General features: G+C 71.7%; 17 protein-coding genes. 4 read left to right on the forward strand and 13 right to left on the reverse strand.

Annotation, left to right across the window (positions count from 1 at the left end; translation table 11 throughout):
- Positions 1–34 precede the first annotated feature (34 nt).
- The 6 genes from obgE to ACWDGI_RS05510 form a co-directional block, all read right to left on the reverse strand.
- The gene (obgE, locus tag ACWDGI_RS05485; RefSeq protein ID WP_450755611.1) at positions 35–1477 is read right to left on the reverse strand and encodes a GTPase ObgE; all 1443 of its coding nucleotides are present in this window, start codon (positions 1475–1477) and stop codon (positions 35–37) included.
- A gap of 134 nt (positions 1478–1611) precedes the next feature.
- Positions 1612–1866 carry a 50S ribosomal protein L27 gene (gene rpmA / locus ACWDGI_RS05490; protein ID WP_020940020.1) on the reverse strand — a complete coding sequence of 85 codons (255 nt, stop codon included), beginning with the start codon at positions 1864–1866 and terminating at the stop codon, positions 1612–1614.
- A gap of 14 nt (positions 1867–1880) precedes the next feature.
- Positions 1881–2201: a 50S ribosomal protein L21 gene (rplU, locus tag ACWDGI_RS05495; protein WP_007381993.1), complete on the reverse strand. Its 321-nt coding sequence runs from the start codon at positions 2199–2201 to the stop codon at positions 1881–1883.
- A gap of 438 nt (positions 2202–2639) precedes the next feature.
- Positions 2640–6827 (reverse strand): Rne/Rng family ribonuclease, encoded by a 4188-nt coding sequence (locus ACWDGI_RS05500; RefSeq protein WP_450755613.1) that lies wholly within the window; start codon positions 6825–6827, stop codon positions 2640–2642.
- 277 nt (positions 6828–7104) lie between these two features.
- A complete protein-coding gene (locus tag ACWDGI_RS05505; RefSeq protein ID WP_450755615.1) occupies positions 7105–7869 on the reverse strand; it encodes a TIGR03936 family radical SAM-associated protein in 765 nt (254 codons plus the stop codon).
- 108 nt (positions 7870–7977) lie between these two features.
- Positions 7978–8829, reverse strand: a complete 852-nt coding sequence (locus ACWDGI_RS05510; RefSeq protein WP_450755617.1) for a hypothetical protein — start codon at positions 8827–8829, stop codon at positions 7978–7980.
- A 180-nt stretch (positions 8830–9009) separates the two neighbouring features.
- Between ACWDGI_RS05510 and ACWDGI_RS05515 the strand changes: the two genes are divergently transcribed.
- Complete coding sequence (locus tag ACWDGI_RS05515; RefSeq protein WP_450755619.1) at positions 9010–9363, forward strand: DUF805 domain-containing protein; 354 nt, start codon at positions 9010–9012, stop codon at positions 9361–9363.
- 102 nt (positions 9364–9465) lie between these two features.
- Here the strand turns inward: ACWDGI_RS05515 and ACWDGI_RS05520 are convergent, their stop codons facing one another.
- From ACWDGI_RS05520 to ACWDGI_RS05535, 4 genes are all read right to left on the reverse strand, one after another.
- Positions 9466–9702, reverse strand: a complete 237-nt coding sequence (locus ACWDGI_RS05520; RefSeq protein WP_450755621.1) for a DUF6400 family protein — start codon at positions 9700–9702, stop codon at positions 9466–9468.
- Positions 9703–9950: 248 nt separating this feature from the next.
- Positions 9951–10568 carry a VOC family protein gene (locus ACWDGI_RS05525; RefSeq protein WP_450755623.1) on the reverse strand — a complete coding sequence of 206 codons (618 nt, stop codon included), beginning with the start codon at positions 10566–10568 and terminating at the stop codon, positions 9951–9953.
- A gap of 66 nt (positions 10569–10634) precedes the next feature.
- Positions 10635–11387, reverse strand: a complete 753-nt coding sequence (locus ACWDGI_RS05530) for an SDR family oxidoreductase (protein ID WP_450755625.1) — start codon at positions 11385–11387, stop codon at positions 10635–10637.
- Entirely contained in the window at positions 11377–12069 is a 693-nt protein-coding gene (locus ACWDGI_RS05535) for an isochorismatase family cysteine hydrolase (RefSeq protein WP_450755627.1), read from the reverse strand. The genes ACWDGI_RS05530 and ACWDGI_RS05535 overlap by 11 nt, the downstream gene beginning before the upstream one ends.
- A 262-nt stretch (positions 12070–12331) precedes the next feature.
- Between ACWDGI_RS05535 and ACWDGI_RS05540 the strand changes: the two genes are divergently transcribed.
- From ACWDGI_RS05540 to ACWDGI_RS05550, 3 genes are all read left to right on the forward strand, one after another.
- On the forward strand, positions 12332–12559 hold the full coding sequence (locus tag ACWDGI_RS05540) for a hypothetical protein (RefSeq protein WP_450755629.1): 228 nt from the start codon (positions 12332–12334) through the stop codon (positions 12557–12559).
- A 566-nt stretch (positions 12560–13125) separates the two neighbouring features.
- On the forward strand, positions 13126–14334 hold the full coding sequence (locus ACWDGI_RS05545) for a cytochrome P450 (RefSeq protein WP_450755631.1): 1209 nt from the start codon (positions 13126–13128) through the stop codon (positions 14332–14334).
- Positions 14335–14571: 237 nt separating this feature from the next.
- The gene (locus ACWDGI_RS05550) at positions 14572–15261 is read left to right on the forward strand and encodes a DUF899 domain-containing protein (protein ID WP_450755633.1); all 690 of its coding nucleotides are present in this window, start codon (positions 14572–14574) and stop codon (positions 15259–15261) included.
- 62 nt (positions 15262–15323) lie between these two features.
- Here ACWDGI_RS05550 and ACWDGI_RS05555 read toward each other — a convergent pair whose 3' ends face one another.
- From ACWDGI_RS05555 to ACWDGI_RS05565, 3 genes are all read right to left on the reverse strand, one after another.
- Positions 15324–15914: a hypothetical protein gene (locus tag ACWDGI_RS05555; RefSeq protein WP_450755635.1), complete on the reverse strand. Its 591-nt coding sequence runs from the start codon at positions 15912–15914 to the stop codon at positions 15324–15326.
- Positions 15915–16390: 476 nt separating this feature from the next.
- On the reverse strand, positions 16391–18364 hold the full coding sequence (locus ACWDGI_RS05560; RefSeq protein ID WP_450755637.1) for a TIGR03960 family B12-binding radical SAM protein: 1974 nt from the start codon (positions 18362–18364) through the stop codon (positions 16391–16393).
- Between the two features lie 103 nt (positions 18365–18467).
- Positions 18468–19973: a CYTH and CHAD domain-containing protein gene (locus ACWDGI_RS05565; RefSeq protein WP_450755639.1), complete on the reverse strand. Its 1506-nt coding sequence runs from the start codon at positions 19971–19973 to the stop codon at positions 18468–18470.
- Between the last annotated feature and the right edge of the window lie 8 nt (positions 19974–19981).

Raw genomic sequence — 19981 nt, forward strand, 5'->3', positions numbered from 1 at the left:
CGAGGCGGCCGCGCCGGGCGCCGCCCCGCCTCCGTCACTCCTCGAACGGGTCGAAGTCGCCGTACTCGCGCAGCGACTCGTCGCGCTCCGCCTGGCGGTCGCGGCGGCGCTGCGCGGCGGGGCGCGGTTCCTCGAAGCGGTGGTCCTCGCCGCGGCGGCCCAGCATCTCGGCGCCGGACATCATGGTCGGCTCCCAGTCGAAGACGACGGCGTTCTCCTCGGGGCCGATGGCGACGCCGTCGCCGCTGCGGGCACCCGCCTTCATCAGCTCCTGCTCCACACCGAGGCGGTTGAGGCGGTCGGCGAGGTAGCCGACGGCCTCGTCGTTGTTGAAGTCGGTCTGCCGGACCCAGCGTTCGGGCTTCTCGCCGCGCACCCGGAACAGGCCGTCCTCCTCCTGGGTGACGGTGAACCCGGCGTCGTCGACGGCCTTGGGCCGGATGACGATCCGGGTCGCCTCCTCCTTGGGCTTGGCCGCGCGGGCCTGGCCGACCAGCTCGCCGAGCGCGAACGTCAGCTCGCGCAGGCCCAGGTGGGCGACCGCGGACACCTCGAAGACGCGGTAGCCGCGGGCCTCCAGGTCGGGGCGGACCATCTCGGCGAGGTCCTTGCCGTCGGGGACGTCGGTCTTGTTGAGGACGACGATCCGGGGCCGGTTGTCGAGGCCGCCGTACTGCTTGAGCTCCTCCTCGATGACGTCGAGGTCGGAGACGGGGTCGCGTTCGGACTCCAGGGTGGCGGTGTCCAGGACGTGGACGAGGACGCTGCACCGCTCGACGTGGCGCAGGAACTCCAGGCCGAGGCCCCTGCCCTGGCTGGCGCCGGGGATGAGCCCGGGGACGTCGGCGATGGTGTAGACGGTCGAACCGGCGGTCACCACACCGAGGTTGGGGACCAGGGTGGTGAACGGGTAGTCGGCGATCTTCGGCTTGGCGGCGGACAGCACCGAGATCAGCGAGGACTTGCCGGCGCTGGGGTAGCCGACCAGGGCCACGTCGGCGACGGTCTTCAGCTCCAGGACGATGTCCTGGAAGTCGCCGGGCACGCCGAGCAGGGCGAAGCCGGGGGCCTTGCGGCGGGCGCTGGCGAGAGCCGCGTTGCCGAGGCCGCCGCGGCCGCCCTGCGCGGCGATGTACGAGGTGCCGTGGCCGACGAGGTCGGCGAGGACGTTGCCCGCCCCGTCCAGCACCACGGTGCCGTCGGGTACCGGCAGGACCAGGTCCTGGCCGTCCTTGCCGGCCCGGTTGCCGCCCTCCCCGGGCTTGCCGTTGGTGGCCTTGCGGTGCGGGGAGTGGTGGTAGTCGAGGAGGGTCGTCACGGACTGGTCGACAGTCAGGATGACGTCGCCGCCGCGGCCGCCGTTGCCGCCGTCGGGGCCGCCGAGCGGCTTGAACTTCTCCCGGTGTACGGAGGCACAGCCGTGGCCTCCGTTACCCGCGGCGACGTGCAGCTCGACGCGGTCCACGAAGGTGGTCATGGTGGGGTGCCTCCAGTTACTTACGGGGTGATACCTATGTCAACACGCGAAAGGCGGACCCGCCTTCCCGATCGGGAAGTGAGGTCCGCCTCGCGAAACGTTCGGTCTGAGCCGTCCAGTCAGAAGACCAGGACTCAGGCGACCGGAACGATGTTCACGACCTTGCGGCCACGGTGGGTACCGAACTCCACCGCACCGGGCTGCAGCGCGAACAGCGTGTCGTCGCCGCCACGGCCGACGCCGGCGCCGGGGTGGAAGTGGGTGCCGCGCTGACGGACCAGGATCTCGCCCGCGTTGACGACCTGACCGCCGAAGCGCTTCACGCCGAGGCGCTGAGCGTTGGAGTCACGACCGTTACGGGTGGACGATGCGCCCTTCTTGTGTGCCATCTCTCCTCAGTCCCTTACTTCGCAGCCGCGGGGATCTCAGTGACCTTGATCGCCGTGTACTGCTGGCGGTGGCCCTGACGACGGCGGTAGCCGGTCTTGTTCTTGTAGCGAAGGATGTCGATCTTGACGCCCTTGTGGTGGTCCACGACCTCGGCCTGGACCTTGATGCCGGCCAGGACCCACGGGTCGCTGGTCACAGCGTCGCCGTCGACAACGAGCAGGGTCGAGAGCTCGACCGTGTCGCCAACCTTGGCGGTGGAAATCTTGTCAACCTCAACGATGTCGCCGACAGCAACCTTGTGCTGGCGACCACCGCTGCGCACGATGGCGTACACGCGGATCTCACTCTCTCGCTCGGGAACGGCACCCCCGCAGTCCAGCCGTCCGGCACGCGGATGGCCTCTCCGGAACACCGTGTGCTCCGGAGGAAGAGGTTTACGGGGATGTGGCACGTCCTCATATCCATGGACACGCCGACGGTCAAGGTTACGGGGCGGTGGCCGAGGGGGTCAAACCGGGCCCCGGGAGGTGTGGGCCCGATCACTCGAAGCAGCCCCCACACGGAGCGGGACCGGTCACACGGACCGGTCACACGAAGTGCGGGACCGGTCGCACGGACCGGTCCCACGAAGTGCGGGACCGGTCACACGGACCGGTCACACGAAGTGCGGGACCGGTCGCACGGACCGGCCCCACGAAGTGCGGGACCGGTCACACGGACCCGCCCCACGAAGTACGGGGCCGGTCGCACGGACCGGCCCCGCGTCCGGGTGTCAGCCCTCGTCGGAGGCGGTGGTGACCGTGGTGGTCTTCTTCGCCGTCGACTTGGCGGCGGCCGTCTTGGCGGTCTTGGCCGCCTTCTTGGCCGTCGTCGTCTTCTTCGCCGCCGTCTTCTTCGCGGCGGTCTTCTTGGCCGCCGTCTTCTTCGCGGCGGTCTTCTTGGCGGCCGTCTTGCGGGCCGTCTTCTTGGCCGGAGCGGCCTCCTCGACGCCCTCCTCGACGGTCTCACCGGCGACCGGCGCCTCGGCGGACGTCTCCGGCTGCCCGGCGGCCTCCGTGGAGGGCACGACCACGACGGCCGCTTCCTCCGACGCGGTCGGCGCGGTGGCCTTGCGCACCGCGCGGCGGCGCGGACGGGCCGGGGCGGCGCTCTCGGCGGGCGCGGCCGCCTCGGGCTCCGCCGGCGTCTCCACCGCGGTCTCCACCACCGGCTCGGCCACCGGCTCCGCCACCGCTTCGGCCGCCGGGGCGGCGGTCTCGGCGACGACGGTCACCGCGGCCGTCTCGGCCCCTGCCGGGGAGCCGGCAGGCGCCGACACCTTCCGGGTGGCCCGGCGACGGGTACGGCCCTTGGGCGCGGTCTCCTCGGCGGCCGGGGCCTCCGGTGCCTCGGGGGCCTGGACGACCGGGTCCTCCACGGCGACCGGCTCGGCGTGCGCCTCGGCGGCCGGCTCCGGCAGCACCTCGTGCTCGGCCGGGGCGGCCGGCGTCTCGGCCTCCGCACCCCGGTTGCGGCCCGCGCGCTCCCTGGGCGCCCCGGCCGGAGCCGAGGCCCGGCGGCCCGCCCGGCGGCGGGTACGGCCACGGCCGGCCGCAGCCTCCGCCTCGGCGACGCTGCTGTACAGCTCCTCGTCCGGCGCGAAGTCGGGGGCGGGCAGCGCGACGGGGCCGGCGGCCTCGGCCGCGACCTCCGCCGCCGTCTCGACCGCCTGGACGGCCTCGGCGTGCTCGACGGCCCCGTCGGCCACGGCCGTGTGGGTGTCGTGCAGGTCGTGGTCGTGCTCGTGTCCGTCGCCGCCACGGCCGCGCTTCTTGCGCTTGCCGCCGCCACCGCCGCCGGAGCTGGGCTGCTCCATGTGGACGATGACGCCACGGCCGTTGCAGTGCACGCAGGTCTCGGAGAAGGACTCCAGCAGGCCCTGTCCGACGCGCTTGCGGGTCATCTGGACGAGCCCCAGCGAGGTCACCTCGGCCACCTGGTGCTTCGTGCGGTCCCGCCCGAGGCATTCGAGCAGGCGGCGCAGCACCAGGTCCCGGTTGGACTCCAGGACCATGTCGATGAAGTCGATGACGATGATGCCGCCGAGGTCGCGCAGCCGCAGCTGGCGGACGATCTCCTCGGCCGCCTCCAGGTTGTTCCTGGTGACCGTCTCCTCCAGGTTGCCGCCCTGGCCGGTGAACTTGCCGGTGTTGACGTCGATGACGACCATCGCCTCGGTCCGGTCGATCACCAGCGAACCGCCGCTGGGCAGCCAGACCTTGCGGTCCAGGGCCTTGGCGAGCTGCTCGTCGATCCGGTAGGTGGCGAAGACGTCGACCTCGGAGGTCCACTTCGACAGCCGGCCCGCGAGGTCGGGGGCGACGTGCGAGACGTAGCCGTGGACGGTCTCCCAGGCCTCGTCGCCGCTGACGACGACCTTGGAGAAGTCCTCGTTGAAGATGTCGCGGACGACCCGGACGGTCATGTCCGGCTCGCCGTACAGCAGCGTCGGCGCGTTCGAGCTGCCGCCGTTCTTCGACTTCTTCTGGATCTCCTCCCACTGCGACTGGAGGCGTTCGACGTCGCGGCGCAGCTCGTCCTCGCTCGCGCCCTCGGCGGCGGTGCGCACGATGACGCCCGCGTCCTCGGGGACGATCTTCTTGAGGATGGTCTTCAGCCGGGCCCGCTCGGTGTCGGGCAGCTTGCGGCTGATGCCGGTCATCGAGCCCTCGGGGACGTACACGAGGTAGCGGCCCGGGAGGGAGACCTGGCTGGTCAGACGGGCGCCCTTGTGGCCGATCGGGTCCTTCGTCACCTGGACGAGGACCGACTGGCCGGACTTCAGCGCGCTCTCGATGCGGCGCGGCCCGTTGGCCATGCCCAGCGCCTCGAAGTTGACCTCACCGGCGTACAGGACGGCGTTGCGCCCCTTGCCGATGTCGATGAAGGCGGCCTCCATCGAGGGCAGCACGTTCTGGACCTTGCCCAGGTAGACGTTGCCGACGTACGAGGTCGACTGCTCCTTGTTGACGTAGTGCTCGACGAGCACGCCGTCCTCCAGGACGCCGATCTGGGTGCGGTCGCCGTACTGGCGTACCACCATCACGCGCTCGACGGCCTCGCGGCGGGCCAGGAACTCGGCCTCGGTGATGATCGGGACGCGCCGGCGGCCCTGCTCGCGCCCTTCGCGGCGGCGCTGCTTCTTGGCCTCCAGACGCGTGGAGCCCTTGATGGACTGCACCTCGTCGGACGGCTCGGACGGCTTGCGGGGCTCGCGGACCTTGACGACCGTGCGCTCCGGGTCGTTCTCGCCGGGCTCGCTGTCGGTGGAGCTGTCCCCGGCGCGACGCCTGCGGCGACGGCGGCGACGGCTGCTGGAGGAGGAGCCGCCGACCTCGTCGTGGGCGTCCTCGTCGTCCTCTTCCTCCTGCTCGGCGGTGTCCTCGGCGTCCTGCTCGGCCTGCTCGGCGGCGAGTTCGTCGCCGTCGGCGTCGCCGTCACCGGCGTCACCACGGCGGCGGCGACGGCCACCGCGGCGGCGACGGCGGCGGGACCCGGCCTCCTCGGTCTCGTCGTCACCGTCGGCGGCGTCCTCGGCCTCCTCGGCGGACTCCTCCGGCTCCTCGGCCTCGTCCTCGGCGGCGGGCCGGGCGGACGGGGTCTCCTCGGCGGCACCGCGCCGCCGGCGCCGGCGGCGCGAGCCGGTCTCGGCCTGCTCGGCCGGTTCGGCCTGCTCCGCCTGCTCCACCTGTTCGGCCGGCTCCGGCCGGTACGGGGCGAGTTCCGCGGGCTCCTCCGCTCCGGCGGCCACGGCGGCCGCTTCGGCGGCGGCCCGCTCCGGGGTCTGGAACTTCGGCTCGGTGAACACGGGCGCCTGGAACACGGCCACGGCGGGCCGGGCGGGGCGGCGCTGCGACTCGTCCTCGGCGGACGTGGCCGCGGCGGCGGGCTCGGAGAACCCGATGGCGGCCTGCCGTACGACCCGGCGGCGGCGCCGCGGGGACTCGGTCTCCGGCTCCTCGACGGCGGGGGTCTCGGTGGTGGAGGTGACGGCCGGGGCCTCGACGGCCTGCGGCCGCGCCGCGGCGGCGGCCTCGGCGGCGGCCTCGGGCGCACCGGCGGGCGCGGCGACCCGGCGGGTGGCGCGGCGCCGGGCGCGCGGCGCGGACGCGGTGGGCTCCGCCTCGGGGGCGGAGGCGCCCCCGTGGGTCTCGCCGGTCTCGGCGGCGGCCTCGGCGGTGTCCGCGACGGCGGCCGTGGGTGTGGTCTCGGCGGCGGTCTCGGCCGGCACCGGGGCGCCGGCGGGTGCGGACGCCCGGCGGGTCGCCCGGCGGCGGGTACGCGGAGCGGGCACGGCATCCTCGGCGGCTTCGGTGGCCTCGGCGGCCGGAGCGGCCTCGGTGACCTCAGCAGTCTCGGCGGCCTCAGGGGCCTCGGAAACCGCGGAAGCCTCGACAGCCGCTTCCTGCTCGGCAGCCTCGGTGGGCGCGGAGACGCGACGCGTGGCACGCCGGCGCGTCCGGCGCGGCGCGGCCTCCTCGTCGCTCTGGGCGGCGGTCCCGACGGCCTCGGCCGCGGGTGCGGCCTCGGCGGGCTCGGCGGGCTCGGTGGCGGTCGCGGGAAGCACGGTCTCGGCCGTCTCGACGGCCTCGGCTCCCGTCGGGGAACCGGCGGGCGCCGACGCCCGGCGGGTCGCCCGGCGGCGGGAACGCGCGGCGGGCACGGCCTCCTCGGTGACCGCGGCGGCCTCGGCGGTCTCGGCCGCCTCCAGGGTCTCTGCCGTCTCCTCGTCGGCCTCTGCGGGCTCGGCGGGGAACGACTCGGCGGCCGGTATGGCCGGCGTGGTGATCTCGGCCACGGCCTCGGCCGCGGCGGGCGGTCCCGCGGGGCGGGAAGCCGCACGGCGACGCCTGCGCGGCGGCAGGGTGTCGCTGGGCGTGTTCAGTTCGGAGCCCTCGGTGGGCTCGGTCGGTTCGAGCATGCGGGCGGTTCTCCCGTCAGGCTCCCGGGCGCCGCGCCTGATCCGGCGGCGTTCGCTTCGAGCGACCGCCGGTGACGTCCGCGGCTCGCGCGATGCGCGGTGCCGCCGTGTGGGGCGCGGGCGCCGCACAGGAGCTCTCTGTGTCCTGTCTCGCCGGTTCCGTACGCCTTGTCGCGGACGGCCTGGCGAAAGTCTTCTGGTCGGTGCGCTGCCCGACCCAGGTGGCTCCCGAGTACGAGGGCTGCGCGTACGACGTCCGTCCTTCGCGGGACCTTCCCTACGCCGGCGCCGTCGCGGCGGCAGCGGGTTCGGCCTTCGAGAGGGCCTCCACTGCCTCGCGGTCGGGCGCGAGCGGGTCGGTCACCGTGCCGGTCTCTTCATCGAGCAGCCCCTGCGCCAGCCTGGTCACCGCTGCGGGGACCGGCGGCGCCAGGTCGGCCACGGCGCGGAGACCGGACAGGACGTCGTCGGGTCGTACGGCAGGCGTCACGTGCCGAACAACCAGCCGCAGTATCGCACAGGGCTGGTCGCTCGGCCTATCAGCCGTTTCATTGTGCGTTTCAAGTTGTACGACGGCGGGGCGCGCGTCGAAGGTCCGTACGCCGTTCTTGGTCATGCGCTGGACCTCGACGGCGTCGGCCGTGTTGAACGCGGCGACGGCCGCTTGGGCCTGCGCCGGGTCCACGCCGACCAGCCGCAGCTCCCACACGGAGGCGGTGAGGCGGTCGGCCAGGCCGGACGTGCGGGCCTCGACCGCGTCGACGATGTCGAGCCCGGTGGGCAGGGACTCGTCGAGGAGGACGCGCAGTCGCTCCGGGTCGCGGACCGCGGTGAGCGCGATCTCCAGGTACTCGGCCTCGCTGCCGGTGCCGGTGGGTGCGGCATTGGCGTACGACACCTTCGGGTGCGGTGTGAACCCCGCCGAGTACGCCATGGGCACCTCGGCGCGGCGCAGCGCACGCTCGAAGGCGCGCTGGAAGTCACGGTGGCTGGTGAACCGGAGGCGGCCGCGCTTGGTGTAGCGCAGTCGGATGCGCTGCACCGCCGGTGCGGGCGGCGGGCCTTCGGGCTGTCGCTTGCCCAGTGTCGTCAGTCCTTCGTGGTTCTGGTGAGAGCAGCCGTGCCGCGAGGGCCGTGCTGCCGTGTACTGCTATCCATCAAGAGTACGTGTGTCGCGGCCGACAGGTTCCCGCCGGTCCACGGCCGCCGGCCGGGCCGGTTCGCCGAACAGGGCGCGGCGCAGGTCGGCGCGGGCCTGCCGGACGGCACGCCCGACGGCCCGTGCGACCTGGGCGGCGGGGCGCAGCACGAGGTCGCGCACGACGTGTCCGACCGGGGTGAGGACGGTCCGGTAGAGCAGGCGCGCGGGCTCCAGGAAGATCCACCGGAAGAGGGTCCCGAGAATCCGTCCGACGGCCCGCGCGACGTGTCCGGCGGCTCGCCAGGCGTGTCCGAGGGCCTCGCCGATCTCCCTGAGGACGATGCCGAGGACATGGCCGACGGGGGTGAGGATCCAGCGCCACAGGGCGACGGCGGGCAGCACGAGGAGCACCCGCACGATCCAGTACAGGGCGGTGGCGAGCTGCTCGAACACCCAGGCGGCGGCCTTGGCGACGGGCGTCAGCAGCCAGATCACCGCGTGGCCGATCGGGGTGAGCACGCGCGCGTAGAGCCACACGAGGGCGTGGCCGAGGGGGGTGAGCAGGTGGCGGTAGAGCCAGATCAGCGGAACGACGAGGAGGACGTGGAGGAGCCAGGCGACGGCGCGTCCGACGGGGGCGAGGACGTACCGCCAGAGGAATCGCGCGACGGGGACGACGAGGTACCGCCACAGGAACCGTGCGACGGCGGCGAAGGCGTCCCAGAGCAGCCGTATCGGCAGCACCACCAGGAACACGAAGACACGGACGGGGATCCTGATCGCGACGACGAGACACCCCTCGGGGTGCTGCGTCGGTGTCTGCGAATGCGTCTGCCGCTGCGACTGTCTCTCCATGTCCATGGCCAAAGAGACGCTATCGCGTGCCGCGCGGATGCGATCGGCCGCCCTTGATCACCGAACGGCGGCGACACGGTAACGGTTGACCCGCACACGCCAATCTGGATGGAACCGGCCACGACGGCTTGATTTGCTGGGCGCAGCCAAATCTAGAGCCTTTCTTGGGTCCTTGGGGGACGAGCAATGAACTGGTACGTGGACGTACTGAAGAAGTACGCGGTGTTCAGCGGCCGTGCGCGCCGGCAGGAATACTGGATGTTCTTCCTGTTCAACCTGATCATCAGCATCGTGCTGGCGGTCGTCGGGCGGGTCATCGGGTTCGCGGCCCTCGGCGCGATCTACAGCCTGGCGGTCTTCCTGCCCGGCCTGGGCGTCTCGGTCCGCCGGCTGCACGACACCGGCCGTTCCGGCTGGGCGGTGCTGGTCGGCATCATCCCGCTGGTCGGCTGGATCATCCTGCTGGTCTGGCTCGCCTCCGAGGGCAAGCCGGAGCAGAACCAGTACGGCGACAACCCGAAGTACGCGCCCGCCGTCTGACCTGTCATCACACCGAAGGCCCGCCGGATCCGTCCGGCGGGCCTTCGCCTGTCCGAGGAGGCCGCGGCGGGACGAGCGGGCCGATCGCCTTCGCCCCGGGAATCAGCGTCGGGGCAGTACCCCGGCGGCGACGAGCGAGTCGTAAAGCCGCTGCTGTTCCTCGTCGAGGCCGGAGTACAGCATGTCGTACGCCTCCTCCTCGCCCCGCATCGCCTCGACGGGGTCCCAGTCGTCGCCGAGGGCCGCCATGACGTGGGCGCGCCGGGTCATCTCATGGCCGGTGAGATCGACGTCGAAGTCGACCGGCTCGCTGGGAAGAGTGGCATCAGAACTGGACATATGAACGAATCTAGGCAGGCGGCCCTCCCCGCGACAAGAGCCCGTGGGACACATCACAGCAGGTCATCGCAGGTCATCGCAGGTGATCGCAGGTCATCGCAGGTGATCGCAGGTCATCGGCGCGGTATGACTCCGGCGGGGTGACCGCGCGGTGTCCGGAAGCGCGCCCGGTGGCGCGGGCAGGTCCGGAGGGGCGCCGTGACCGTGGACCACGGGGCGGCCGGCGGGCTGGCGCCCGGTGACCCGGCTCACGTGGGCGGTTCCGTCCCGGCCTGCTCGCTCACCATGTACCGCGCGTACCAGTCCGGCCAGCCGGGGTCCTCCGCGCCGGTGCGCGCCTCGTGCTCGCCGTGTGCGGCCGCGGCCCGTCGCAGGGCACTCGCCAGGTCCTCGGCCGAGGCGAACGTGGTGGCCGCGGGATCCAGCCGGCCCGGCAGCCGGTCGGTGACCTCCTGGAGGAGCCAGCCGTTGCCGTCCGGGTCGCTGAACGACAGGAAGGAGCCGTAGCTGCCGTGCTGTGGTTCGGGACCGGGCAGCCGGGCGTCGCCGTCGGCGTGGTGGAAGACACCGCCGGCGTCGTGGAACACCTCGCTGGGGTGGGCGCCGTGCCGTGCCAGCTCGTCGTGGGCGCTGTCGATGTCGTCGACGACCAGGTGCAGTCCCCGGGCCGACCCGGGCGTCTGCTCGGTGACCGACTCGCCGAAGATGACGGACGCCGGGGAACCCGGTGGGGTCACCTGCACCACCCGGAACTCCCCGTCGGTGGCGACGTCCGCGTCGAGCCGCCAGCCCAGCGCCGTGTAGAAGTCCTTGGCCCGGTCCACGTCGGACACCGGCACCACGACGACCTCTAGTTTCATGTCCATGGCTTGCACTTCCCGTCTCGGAGGGGACACGGCGACGGCCGGATCCGCGACAGGCCGGGCAGGGGCTCAGTGGGCGAGGAGCTGCTGGCCGCCGTCGATGTCGTAGGTGGCGCCGGTGAGGGCGTCGTTGACCATGAGGTGCACCGCGAGGGCGGCGACGTCGGCCGGACCGACCACGCGCCCGATGGGCAACGTCCTCCTCAACTCCTCGCGCCGCGCTTCGAGTCGGTCGCCCAGCAGGGAGGCCGACAGCGGGGTGTCCACGAACCCGGCCGCGATGAGGTTGACCCGGACCGGGGCGACCTCCAGCGCCAGGTTGGCGACCAGCGCCGGCAGCGCCGCGGTGAGGGCGCCGGTCACCGCCATCCCGGGCGCGGGCCGCCGGCCGCCGGTGCCGCCGATGAAGAGCAGCGTCCCGCCGGCCCTGACCTTCCCCCGGCTCGCCCGCGCCACCGCCAGCACCATCGCCAGACGCCCGCCGAAGTCCCGCCCGGCGTCGGTCAGGTCGAGGTCGTCGAGGGGGGTGTACGACGGACTGCCCGCCGTCACCAGCACATGGTCGACCCGCCCGGGCAGTTCCCCTACGAAGCGCTCCATGCGTTCGGTGTCGTGGGCGTCGAACACGGCCGTGCTCAGCGGGTGCAGCTCCTCCGCGGCCCGCTGGAGGCGCTCGGCGTTGCGCGCCACGAGCACCAGTTCGCCGCCGGCCGCCCGTACCTGCCGCGCGGTCTCCAGGCCGATGCCCGCGCTGCCGCCCACCACCACGACCGTCTGACCGGCCAGTTCCCCGTGCGCTCCGCTCGGCTCGTCACCACTCATGAGCGCCGTCTCCGCTCTGCCGTGAGCCCTCACCGGCCCCGGCGTCCACCCTCCCGACGAACTCCTCGGTGGTGACGACGGCATGGGCGTACAGGGGCGCGTTGAGTTCGAAGGTCGCGGTCATCTCCGGCCAGCTGAAGGAGGCGATGGCGTCGCGGACGAGGGTCACGTGGTACCCGAGCTCCTGGCCGAAGCGCGCGGTGGTGTCCACACAGGTGTTGGCCCGCATACCGATCAGCACGATCTTCCGGATGTGGTGCTGCTTCAGCATGAAGTCGAGGTCGGTGTTGGCGAACCCGCTGGACGCCCAGTGCTGCCGTACGACGATCTCGTCCTCGCGCGGCCGGAAGTCGGGGTGCCAGGCGCCGCCCCAGCTGCCCTCGGCGAAGATCTGCTGGGCGACGACGCGCCGCTGGGTCGGGGACAGGTGGTCCCAGGTGACGTAGTCGTTCGGCGTCGTCCGGTGGTGCGGCACGACGAAGACGCGAAAACCGTGGGCGCGGGCCGTGGCGAGCACGGTCCGCATGTGGTCGAGCAGGCCCACGCCCTCGGCCACTTCCTTCGCCCGGGGCCACAACTTGCCGCCCTCGGAAAGGAAGTCGTTGTAGGGGTCGACGATCAGAAGAGCGGTTTCGTCCGGGTAATACGGGGTGTACCGCGCTTCGGAGGTCTCAGCAGTCATGGACGGTTCCCAACTGGTCAGCGACCGGATCCCTCGCTGCCGGAACACGGCACCGGACGGTGCGTCCGGCGGCCGCCCGCAAGCCCTCCGCGCCCCAAGCCCCGCGTAACACTCCGTCACGGGCCCGCCGGCTCAGAATCCCCAGTCTGTCACTCCCCCGGCCCAACGGCATCCGGGCCGCCACCCCCTCACCGGCGCCGGCACCAGCCGAGGGACACGTCAGCCGAGCGACGGCGACGGCGACGGCGACGGCGACGGCGACATGGTGATCGGTTCCAGAAGCCGCCGCGGCCTGTTGAGCGCCTCGGAGACGGCATCGTCGTCGGAGTCCGCCCGCTCGAATCCGGGCCCGGGTTCGAGCACGGTCTCCGGGACCGGGACGACCGAGCCGCACCGTGTACCGGTGGGCCCGCCCGCCGAACGCGCCCTGCGGGCCCGCAAGGAGGCACCGGAGGACAGGCCCTTCCTGCCGGCCGAGATCGACTGGTAGCCGGACCTCTCAGGCCTGCGGTCGGGAAAGATCCACTCTGCGCCGCTCCCGGCTGACGCCCTCGACGAGGAGTGCGCAGGTACTGGCGGCGCAGGTACCGGCCGCACTGGCCGGTACCTCGCGGAATACCTCCGTGGACCAGGTGCCGGGCTGCGAGCAGCCGCCTCAGCAGAGGGACGCCGGTTTGCGAGCCTCTCCGAGGGGGTCGATCCTGAAGGGACGATGCCGTCCGACCGTGTGGATCGAGCGTATGGACCGCGGAGCCGACGGCGACCGTGAGCTGCGAAGGCCGTGCTCCAGAGAGCGGCGACCAGCCGTACGGCCCCTGGGAGCGGCCTCCGCTGTCCCGGCAGGCGTCGCTCGGGCGCTGCCGGCCCGCGGTCACGGCCGGCCCGCGGCGGCATCGAGTCGGTGGGTGTTCCCCCTCACCGGGCGAGCAGTCGGCCGTCGCCCAGGGGACGCTCGACGAGGAGCGGTTCGTCGCCGGGTACTGGGTATCGCGGCCGTTCGTTGCGGCGCGTGCCTGACCGCCGGCCCTGCACCGCTCGGAGCCCTCAGGAGTCACCATGACATCCGGCACCATCGTCGCGCGGATCACCGACTACGCCAATCGGGCCGATCCGTACCCGCTCTACGCGGAACTGCGCGAGACACCGGTCAGGCGGGAGGACGACGGCTCCTACCTGGTCAGCACCTACTACGAGGTGCGGAGCCTGGCCAACGACCCGCGGCTGAGCAACGACACGAGCAACCGTCCGGCCGGCTACGCCCGCCCCGGGCAACCGGTGGCGGAGAGCGGTCTGCCGCCCAGTTTCATCTTCACCGACCCGCCCGTGCACGACCGGCTCCGCGCCACCATCAACCGGCCGTTCGGTCCCCCGCACAGCCCCGGATTCCTCGACGGTCTACGGGGAGAGCTGGACGACGTCGTCAGGGAACTGCTCGACGCCTTCGAAGGCAAGGACGAGGTCGACATCGTCGAGGCCTTCTCCTATCCCCTTCCCGTCACCGCCATCTGCAAGGTCCTCGGCGTGCCACGCGAGGACGAACCGCGCTTCCACGTCTGGGCCGATGCCCTGGCATCGTCGCTCGACCCCCGATCCGGTGACGACGACGGGCCGGAAAAGGCACAACAGGCGCGCCAGGACCTGGGCGCCTACCTGACCGGCCTGATCGAGACCAAACGCCGCCACCCCGGCCCCGGGATACTCAGCGCGCTCGCCCCCGACATGACACCGGCGGACCTGGAAGCCACCGCCGTGCTGCTCCTGGTCGCCGGCCACGAGACCACCGTCAACGCCATCAGCAACACGACCCTCATCCTGTTGCGCCGCCCCGACCTGCTCGAACGGTTCCAGAAGGAACCGGACCTGGCCGCCCCGCTCATCGAGGAAGTGCTCCGCTACGAACCTCCTGTCCAGTTCGTCCCGTGGACCACCGCCCTGGCCGACATCGACATCGCCGGCACCACGATCCCCAAGGGCTCGCCGGTCTGGCTCATGGTGGCCGCGGCCAACCGCGACCCCCGGCGCTTCGAGCATCCCGACCGGTTCGATCCCGACCGCAAGGACAACGAGCACCTCGGGTTCTACACCGGCATCCACTACTGCTTCGGCGCCCCCCTGGCCCGCATGGAACTCCATGCGGCGCTGCCCGAACTGTTCCGCCGGGTCAGGTTCTCGCGGCTCCTCGAGGACCCGCCCCCGTACCGCGCCAACGCGGTGCTGCGCGGCCCCCGCCACCTTCCCGTGGCGATCGAGGGCGTCACGCCCTGAGCGCACGCCCTGAGCGCACGCCCTGAGTGTCAGCGCACGCCCTGAGTGTCAGAACCTCCAGGACCGGCAGGCTCCCCTGCCGGTCCACCCGTCCCGTCGCGACATCCCGGCCTTCCTCGGAGCTTGATCCGGACGGGCGCCCTCCGTCGCGTTCGCAGGCCGACCGATGAGTTCCCGAGTTCTGCGCGGTCTGCCTTCGTACCAGCCGAAGCCGTGCACGAGATCCGTGAGGGAACCATGACCGACCACGCGCTACCACCCGTCGTCGACTCCGCGACCTGGGAACACCGGCTCGCGGCACTGCGTGCCCGGGAGAAGGCCGCGACGCGGGAGCTCGACGCCGTCGCCGCCGAGCGTCGCCGCCTGCCGATGGTCGAGATGCCCGACTACACACTCGAGGGCGAAGACGGCCCCGTTCGGCTGGCAGACGTCTTCGAGGGCAGGAGGCAGCTGATCGTCTACAACCACATGTGGTTCACCGGCAGGGAATGGCAGTGCCCGGGCTGTACGGGGTTCACCTCGCAGTACACCCGCCTGGAGTTCCTGGACGACTACGACGCCCGGTTCGTCGTCGTCACCCAGGGCCCGATCAAGGAGGCGCTCGCCTACAAGCAGCGGGTCGGCAACCGGATGACGTGGTACTCGACCGCGAACAGTCCGTTCGGGTCCGACGTCGGCGCACCGCCCGACGGTGGATTCGCGGTCAACGTGTTCCTGCGCGACGGCGACACCGTCTATCGCACCTGGCACACCGACGGCCGGGGCACCGAGCAGCTCAGCCACAGCTTCGCGCTCATCGACCTCCTGCCGTACGGACGGCAGGAGGAATGGCAGGACTCGCCCGAGGGCTGGCCCCAGTCCCCCACCTACAGCCGCTGGGCGACGTCCGAGAACATCGCCGCGCTCTATGGCCCGGGTTCCGGCTGAACTCGTCACGGACGACGAGCGGGTGAACCCGACGGCCTGTCAACGGCCATGGTGTCCGGGGTCTAGGCCGAGGCTTCCTCCAACAGCCTCTGGAAGGCCGGTGTGGCCACCAGCTCCGCGTTGGCCGGGTTCTCCAGTGCCGCTCGGAACTGGGGAGTGTCCAGCACTTCCTGGAACGCGTCGTCCACGCGGTGGTCCTTGTAGATCTGCTGAACGGTCAGATCGGGATAGGCACTGACGAAGACCCCCGCGGGCTCCTGATGGGCGACGAACCAGTCCTTCGCCCCTGGATCCTTGACCCCGGGGAACCCTTCGCTGTGCGAGAAGACCTTGTCGAAGCGGGCCCCGACCACCGTCTGGGCGAAGTCGTCGATGTAGGTGTCCCAGGAACCGTCGAAAACGCTGGCGAACATGAACCGCGTGTCGTCGTCGAAGATCACGTGCCGTGCGTCGTGCAGGGTGCCGATCTGGCGCACCGCCGCATGGACCTTCTCGTCGTCCGCCGCCTCGGACAGCGCGGCAAGATCCTTGCGCAGCGCATCCGCATGGCCCGGCTTGATCTTGGTGAAGACGGTGAACTCGTTGCAGACCCCATCGGACCTGCCCGGGCGCTCGGGGTGAGACGGTTGGGTTGCGCCTGTCGTCGCAGTCATCGTGACGTCCTCCTGCCACGGTGGGTGCGAGGGTCGCCAAGCGTCCGAACATGGGGCGCCATCGCCCTCACCTCTTCATCCTGGCCACACACGACTCGTCTCGCATCCCCTGCCAGGGGTGATGCGGTTACCCGGAGCGGAGCGCCGAGAAAGAGGGCATTCCCGGGTGCAGGCAGAAGGGAAACGCCAGCCCGGATGGGGGCGGGCCAGCCAGCAGATGCCAACGAGCCCCCACCCCATCGAGGGGAAGGGGCTCAACAGGCGCGAGCAAACAAACCAAGAACGGTCTTCAGACCCACTCCAGCTGGGAGACGATCTGCGAAGCGCCTCCAGGGCTCGGCAGCGGCGTCCGAAGAACGCGCCGCGGGGCCGGCTGCCGACGACCAGACGCACCGAGAACAGCCAAGGCAGCGGTTACCTCGTCGTCGCTCGCCCCTACCAGCGCCTCAACCACCAGATCGAGTGCCTCAGTCACGTCAGTGAGCGTGTCCGCTGGTCGGACCGTCCTTCTTGACCGTCAGAGGCAGCAACTTCTTGCCGGTCGGGCCGATTTGGATGGCCGTGTCCATCTGCGGGCACACCCCGCAGTCGAAGCAGGGGGTCCAGCGGCAGTCCTCGACCTCTGTCTCGTCGAGGGAGTCCTGCCAGTCCTCCCAGAGCCAGTCCTTGTCGAGGCCGGAGTCGAGGTGGTCCCAGGGGAGGACCTCCTCGTAGGTGCGCTCGCGGGTGGTGTACCAGTCGACGTCCACGCCGAAGGCGGGCAGCGTCTTGTCGGCGCAGGTCATCCAGCGGTCGTAGGAGAAGTGCTCGCGCCAGCCGTCGAAGCGGCCGCCGTCCTCGTAGACCGCGCGGATCACGGCGCCGACGCGGCGGTCGCCGCGGGAGAGCAGGCCCTCGACGATGCCGGGCTTGCCGTCGTGGTAGCGGAAGCCGATCGAGCGGCCGTACTTCTTGTCGCCGCGGATCTTGTCGCGGAGCTTCTCGAGGCGGGCGTCCGTCTCCGCCGCCGAGAGCTGCGGGGCCCACTGGAAGGGTGTGTGGGGCTTCGGGACGAAGCCGCCGATCGAGACCGTGCAGCGGATGTCGCCCTGGCCGGAGACCTCGCGGCCCTTCTGGATGACGTTCATCGCCATGTCGGCGATCTGGAGGACGTCCTCGTCGGTCTCCGTGGGCAGGCCGCACATGAAGTAGAGCTTCACCTGGCGCCAGCCGTTGCCGTAGGCGGTGGCGACCGTGCGGATCAGGTCCTCCTCCGAGACCATCTTGTTGATGACCTTGCGCATGCGCTCGGAGCCGCCCTCGGGGGCGAAGGTGAGGCCGGAGCGGCGGCCGTTGCGCGTCAGTTCGTTCGCCAGGTCGACGTTGAAGGCGTCGACGCGGGTGGAGGGGAGGGAGAGGCCGATCTTGTCCTCGGTGTAACGGTCGGCCAGGCCCTTGGCGATGTCGCCGATCTCCGAGTGGTCCGCGGAGGAGAGGGAGAGGAGGCCGACCTCCTCGAAGCCGGTCGCCTTGAGGCCCTTGTCGACCATCTCGCCGATGCCGGTGATCGAGCGCTCGCGCACCGGGCGGGTGATCATGCCGGCCTGGCAGAAGCGGCAGCCGCGGGTGCAGCCGCGGAAGATCTCGACGGACATGCGCTCGTGGACGGTCTCGGCGAGCGGGACGAGGGGCTGCTTGGGGTACGGCCACTCGTCCAGGTCCATGACGGTGTGCTTGCTGACCCGCCACGGCACGCCCGACTTGTTGGGGACCACGCGGGCGATACGGCCGTCGGGGAGGTACTCGACGTCGTAGAAGGCCGGGATGTAGACGGAGCCCGTTCGGGCGAGGCGGAAGAGGACCTCCTCGCGGCCGCCGGGGCGGCCCTCCGCCTTCCACTCGCGGATGATCTTCGTCATGTCGAGGACGGCCTGCTCGCCGTCGCCGATGATCGCCGCGTCGATGAAGTCGGCGACGGGTTCCGGGTTGAAGGCCGCGTGGCCGCCGGCCAGGACGATCGGGTCGTCCAGGCCGCGGTCCTTCGACTCCAGGGGGATCCCGGCCAGGTCGAGGGCGGTGAGCATGTTGGTGTAGCCCAGCTCCGTGGAGAAGGACAGGCCGAACACGTCGAAGGCGCCCACCGGGCGGTGGCTGTCCACCGTGAACTGCGGGACGCGGTGCTCGCGCATCAGCGCTTCCAGGTCCGGCCACACGCTGTACGTGCGCTCGGCGAGGACGCCCGCCTGCTCGTTGAGGACCTCGTAGAGGATCATGACGCCCTGGTTGGGCAGGCCGACCTCGTACGCGTCCGGGTACATGAGCGCCCAGCGGACGTCGCAGTCCTCCCACGGCTTGACCGTGGAGTTGAGCTCTCCGCCGACGTACTGGATCGGCTTCTGCACGTGCGGGAGCAGAGCTTCGAGCTGCGGGAACACAGACTCGGCGATCTGAGCGGCGGCTTCGGCAGGCATCTCGCGGACCTTTGTGAGCTGACTGGGGACACCCCCGGCCGGAGGCTGGGGGGAGGGTGGTCATCCAGCGTAGCGCGCCCGGCGGTGTCCCCTGTACGCCCGCTCAGACGGGCGCATCCTTCTTGATCTTCCGCCAGACGCCCGGCGTCTCCGCCTCCACCCGCGCCGCCCGCCGTTCCTCACGGCCGTACAGCAGCCCGTAGGTGAACGCGCTCTCCCCGGCCGCGTGGGCCACCGCGGACAGTTCCCGCAGGGTCTGGCGGGCCATCACGCTGTCCTGGTGCTCGCCGAGCCGGGACTGGACGGACTTCATGGACTTGACCAGGGACTTCGCCGGGCCGCCGAGGGCGGGGCGGGCCGCCTCGGCCGCGTAGCGGGTGCGCTTGGCCTTCTTGCGGGCGTCGTGCAGGCCGAGGTCGCGGTCGTGGCCGGGGGGCTGTGCCATGGCGGTCTCGATCAGGTCGGTCACCTTCGCGAAGTCCTTGTGCACGGCCTTGGCGAGGACCTTCTCCGGGTTCCCGGCGGCCGCCCTGCGCAGCGGCGGGTCGGCGATCAGGGTGTCCAGGGTGTCCAGCAGGGCGAGGTAGCGCCTGGAGTCCAGCACGCCGAGCAGCCGGCCCCGGGAGCCGCGCTCGCCGGCCTCGGCCCAGGCGTGCAGACGGTCGTGGACGGGGCCGGAGACGAGGGGGGCGGGGATCTCGTCCAGGGCGGTCATCAGGCGTTCGGCGAGGACCTCCTGGTCGCGGCCCACGCCGAGCTCCCCGGCCAGCCACTTCAGTTCGTCCGCGACCGGGTCGGTGACCTTCCGGTCGAGGACCTTGCCGAAGGAGCGGAAGGTGCTGCGCAGCCGGCGGGTGGCCACCCGCATGTCGTGGACGCCTTCCTCGGTGTCCAGGCGTACGGCGGGGTCGAGTTCGACGATCGCGTCCCGCTGGGCGCGGACGTAGGCCAGGACGTGGTCGCCGGCCGTGACGGGTGTGCCGGGGTCCGGCTTCGGCGGGTGCGGTTTGCCGCCCTTGGTCTCGGCCAGGGCCCGGGCGAGTTTCGAGGCGGACCCGGACGGTCGTACGCCCGCCTTGCCCAACCGTTTCTCCACCTTGTCGAGGAAGGCCGGGTCGCCGCCGTCGGCGAGTTCCACCTCGATCTCGGTCCACTGGGCCTTGCCCGCGCCGCCGAAGAGCCGTTCGGCCCGGACGCGGTCCACGCTCACCTCGGCGAGCAGGGTGCCGTCCGCGTCGACGAGGTGGCGGATGTCGCGGGTGGTGCGCAGCCGGATCACCGGGACCAGCTGGCCCTCGCGGACCCGGGAGCGGGCCAGGCCGGCCAGTTCGCCGGGGATCGTGTCGGAGAGCGGGGCGTGGATCTCGTCGCGGATGCCGGGGGCCACCGGGAGTTTGAGGTGCCAGCCGGCGTCGGTGCCGCCGGTGCGGTGCCGCAGGGTGACCCGGGCCGAGGCCAGGCGCAGGTCGGAGGTGTCGTGGTAGGTCGCGTCGAGTTCGGCGGTGCCCTTGTCCACGACGTTCGCCACGCCGGCGACGCCGGTCAGGTCGGGCAGCCCACTCTCGTCGGATTCGTACTTGCGCTCGATCTCACGCTTCGTATCCGCCATGAACCGAA

The sequence above is a fragment of the Streptomyces sp. NPDC001220 genome (assembly GCF_053597895.1).

Coding starts and splice junctions, on each gene's coding strand:
- obgE (WP_450755611.1), bottom strand. CDS start 1,477: ATGACCACCTTCGTGGACCGCGTCGAGCTGCACGTCGCCGCGGGTAAC.
- rpmA (WP_020940020.1), bottom strand. CDS start 1,866: ATGGCACACAAGAAGGGCGCATCGTCCACCCGTAACGGTCGTGACTCC.
- ACWDGI_RS05500 (WP_450755613.1), bottom strand. CDS start 6,827: ATGCTCGAACCGACCGAGCCCACCGAGGGCTCCGAACTGAACACGCCC.
- ACWDGI_RS05510 (WP_450755617.1), bottom strand. CDS start 8,829: ATGGACATGGAGAGACAGTCGCAGCGGCAGACGCATTCGCAGACACCG.
- ACWDGI_RS05515 (WP_450755619.1), top strand. CDS start 9,010: ATGAACTGGTACGTGGACGTACTGAAGAAGTACGCGGTGTTCAGCGGC.
- ACWDGI_RS05520 (WP_450755621.1), bottom strand. CDS start 9,702: ATGTCCAGTTCTGATGCCACTCTTCCCAGCGAGCCGGTCGACTTCGAC.
- ACWDGI_RS05525 (WP_450755623.1), bottom strand. CDS start 10,568: ATGGACATGAAACTAGAGGTCGTCGTGGTGCCGGTGTCCGACGTGGAC.
- ACWDGI_RS05530 (WP_450755625.1), bottom strand. CDS start 11,387: ATGAGTGGTGACGAGCCGAGCGGAGCGCACGGGGAACTGGCCGGTCAG.
- ACWDGI_RS05535 (WP_450755627.1), bottom strand. CDS start 12,069: ATGACTGCTGAGACCTCCGAAGCGCGGTACACCCCGTATTACCCGGAC.
- ACWDGI_RS05540 (WP_450755629.1), top strand. CDS start 12,332: ATGGTGATCGGTTCCAGAAGCCGCCGCGGCCTGTTGAGCGCCTCGGAG.
- ACWDGI_RS05545 (WP_450755631.1), top strand. CDS start 13,126: ATGACATCCGGCACCATCGTCGCGCGGATCACCGACTACGCCAATCGG.
- ACWDGI_RS05550 (WP_450755633.1), top strand. CDS start 14,572: ATGACCGACCACGCGCTACCACCCGTCGTCGACTCCGCGACCTGGGAA.
- ACWDGI_RS05555 (WP_450755635.1), bottom strand. CDS start 15,914: ATGACTGCGACGACAGGCGCAACCCAACCGTCTCACCCCGAGCGCCCG.
- ACWDGI_RS05560 (WP_450755637.1), bottom strand. CDS start 18,364: ATGCCTGCCGAAGCCGCCGCTCAGATCGCCGAGTCTGTGTTCCCGCAG.
- ACWDGI_RS05565 (WP_450755639.1), bottom strand. CDS start 19,973: ATGGCGGATACGAAGCGTGAGATCGAGCGCAAGTACGAATCCGACGAG.